The organism is Protofrankia sp. Cr1 (assembly GCF_963555865.1).
Lineage (GTDB): Bacteria > Actinomycetota > Actinomycetes > Frankiales > Frankiaceae > Protofrankia.
The window spans coordinates 1-2,823 of record NZ_CAUVXO010000643.1 but is presented as its reverse complement, the minus strand read 5'-3'; the positions used below and the strand labels follow the sequence as shown (position 1 = coordinate 2,823).

Sequence of the window (2,823 nt, the reverse complement as noted above, 5' to 3'; positions counted from 1 at the left end):
CACAGGACCCGCCCACATGACCCGGCCACAAGACCCGGCCACATGACCCGGCCACACAGCCTGACCGTCGTCAGTTTCCCGCGGCGGCGAGCAGGGCCAGGACGTGGGGGAGCGCGGCGGCACGGTCGGCCGGCACCAGGCCGATGCGGGTGCGCCGGTCCAACAGGTCGCCGGCGTCGAGTGCACCCTCGTGCCGCAGCGCGAACACCAGTTCCGCGCCAGTGGTGTCCACGCGGTCACACAAGGGTGCGAGCAGTGCCGGATCGCCCCGCGCGCACTCGACCACGGCGGGCGCCTCGGTGCCGTAGCGGGCGACCAACCGGCGCGGCGCGGCCACGTCGGCGAGCACCGACCGCTCGGCCGCGCCCACCAGGGGCAGCGCTCGGGTCCGACAGGGCCCGGTGCGCAGCCCACGTGCCCCCGCCAGCGCGTCCACGGCGTCCGCCGCCATCTGCCGGTAGGTGGTGAGCTTGCCGCCGACGACGGTCACCACGCCGTTGGCAGAGGTGACGACGGCGTGGCGGCGCGAGAGGTCCGCGGTGCGCCTGGCCGTCCCGGCCTGCAGCGGGCGCAGCCCGGCGAACGTGCCCAGGACGTCGGCCCGGTCAACGGGTACCGCGAGGACGCTGGAGACGACGTCGCGCAGGAACTCGGTCTCGGCCGGGGTCGCCGCCGGGGTGTCGGTCACGGCGTCGGCGGGTTCGTCCGTGAGCCCGACGTAGACCCGCCCACCGAGTTGCGGCAGCGCGAACACATATCGGTTACGTTCATGCGGTACCGGCATGGTGATCGCCGTCCGGAGCCCGCCGAAGGCGCTGTCCGCCACGACAAGGTGGCTTCCGCGGCTCGGGCGCAGGGTGATGTCGCCGCACAGCTCGCCGGCCCACACTCCGGTTGCGTTCACCACTGACCGCGAACGGAACGTGACCGCGGTGCCGGTGAGCATGTCGACCGCGGCGGCTCCATCCCCGTCGATGGATCGGACCGGGCAGTGCGTGATGATCCGTGCGCCGTACCGGGCCGCCGTCCGAGCGATCGCGACGACCAGGCGCGCGTCGTCGACGAGCTGGCCGTCCCAGGACAGCAGTCCGCCGCGCAGCCCGGCGGTTCGCAGCGCCGGCACCATGGCCTGGGTCTCGACCGCGCTCAACCGTCGAGGCCCAGGCAGCACCGACCGCGGGGTACCGGCGCCACGCCGGATCAGGTCGGCGGCGTGCAGGCCGGCGTCGGCGACCAGAGCAGCGGAGGTGGGGAGGCCGGCCATCAACGGAAACACCATCGGCAGCGGCCGCACCAGATGTGGCGCGGTGGTGCGCAGCAGGATGTCGCGTTCCCGGGCGCACTGACGGGCCAGTGCGACGTCGCCGGCGGCCAGGTAGCGCAATCCGCCGTGGACGAGCTTGGAGCTCCACCGGCTGGTGCCGAAGGCCAGGTCGTGGGCTTCCACGAGCGCGACGGACAGCCCGCGGCTCGCGGCGTCCAACGCCACGCCTGTCCCGGTTACCCCGCCGCCGATGACGAGAACGTCGACGACGGTTCCGCCCGTCAGATCGGCGAGATCCCGATCGCGCTGCCGGCGATTGAGCGACCCGGTCAATTGAGCTGCCTCAGCCCGGTTAGGTAACACGCTGAGTACGCCACGGTCACGCTGTGACCACATCTGTCACAGTGTATGTCGTGTCACCGCTGACAACGAGTCCTGCTGATTGTTCGTGTTGGTCGGATGGCCGGATGGCCGGATGGCCGGATGGCCGGATGACGGGATGACGGGATGACGGGAGCTGACGGCGGCACGGTCTGGTGGGGCTGGGGCGCGGCGGAGGCGCACACACCGCTGCCCGCCGGTGTCCGCTCCCTGCTGGAACAGGTTCTGGGTACCGCCTGCCGCGACACCCCACCGGTGGGCCCGGATGCGCTGCGGCTGCCGGTGGGCAGGCTTGGCGACGACGCGCGTGCGGCTCTGGCGGGCGTGCTCGGTCCGGCCTGGGTACGCGACGACCGGGCGAGCCTGGTCCGGCACTGCCGTGGGCGGTCCACGACCGACCTGCTGCGTCTTCGCGCCGGCGACGCCATGGATGCCCCGGACGCGGTCGTCCTGCCCGCAAGCCACGACGAGGTACTCGCCGTGCTCGCGGTCTGTGGCCGCCATCGGCTCGCGGTGGTTCCGTTCGGTGGCGGGACGTCGGTGGTCGGCGGCCTGGTCGCCGTCCGTGCCGGCCTTGCCGGTGTGATCGCGCTCGACATGGCCCGGATGAACCGGCTCGTCAGCGTCGACGCCGAGTCGCAGATCGCCACGGTTGAGCCCGGTATGCGCGGCCCGGCGCTGGAGGCCGGGCTCGCCACGCACGGCTTCACCCTCGGCCATCTGCCGCAGTCGTGGGAGTACGCGACGGTCGGTGGGTTCGCCGCGACCCGGTCCAGCGGCCAGGCATCCGCCGGCCACGGTCGGTTCGACAGCATGGTCCTCGGCGTCCGGGTCGCCACCCCGGTCGGCACCTGGGAACTCGGCCGGGCGCCCGCGTCCGCCGCCGGACCCGATCTGCGCGAGCTCGTACTCGGTTCCGAAGGCGCCTTCGGGGTCATCACCCAGGTGCGGCTGCGGGTGCGACCCCGGCCCGAGGCGACCTACTACGAGGGCTGGCGCCTGACGGACTTCATCGGCGCGGCCGACGTGCTGCGCGCCCTGGCACAGCGGGATCTGCTGCCGACGGTCGTGCGGCTCTCGGATGAGGTCGAGACCGCGGCCGGCCTGCCCGGCGGCGGCCCTGTCGGCGGCGACCCCGCCACCGGCGGCGGCTGTCAGCTGATCACCGGGTACGAGGG

The 2,823-nt window shown here is 73.3% G+C and carries 2 protein-coding genes; one reads left to right on the top strand and one right to left on the bottom strand.

What is annotated here, in order from left to right:
* Positions 1 to 70: 70 nt before the first annotated feature.
* Complete coding sequence (locus U9980_RS27260) at positions 71 to 1,597, bottom strand: glycerol-3-phosphate dehydrogenase/oxidase (RefSeq protein ID WP_322770552.1); 1,527 nt, start codon at positions 1,595 to 1,597, stop codon at positions 71 to 73.
* Between the two features lie 174 nt (positions 1,598 to 1,771).
* On the opposite strand from U9980_RS27260, the gene U9980_RS27255 reads away from it, so the two are divergent.
* On the top strand, positions 1,772 to 2,823 hold a 1,052-nt coding region (locus U9980_RS27255; RefSeq protein WP_322770551.1), incomplete at its 3' end, for an FAD-binding oxidoreductase.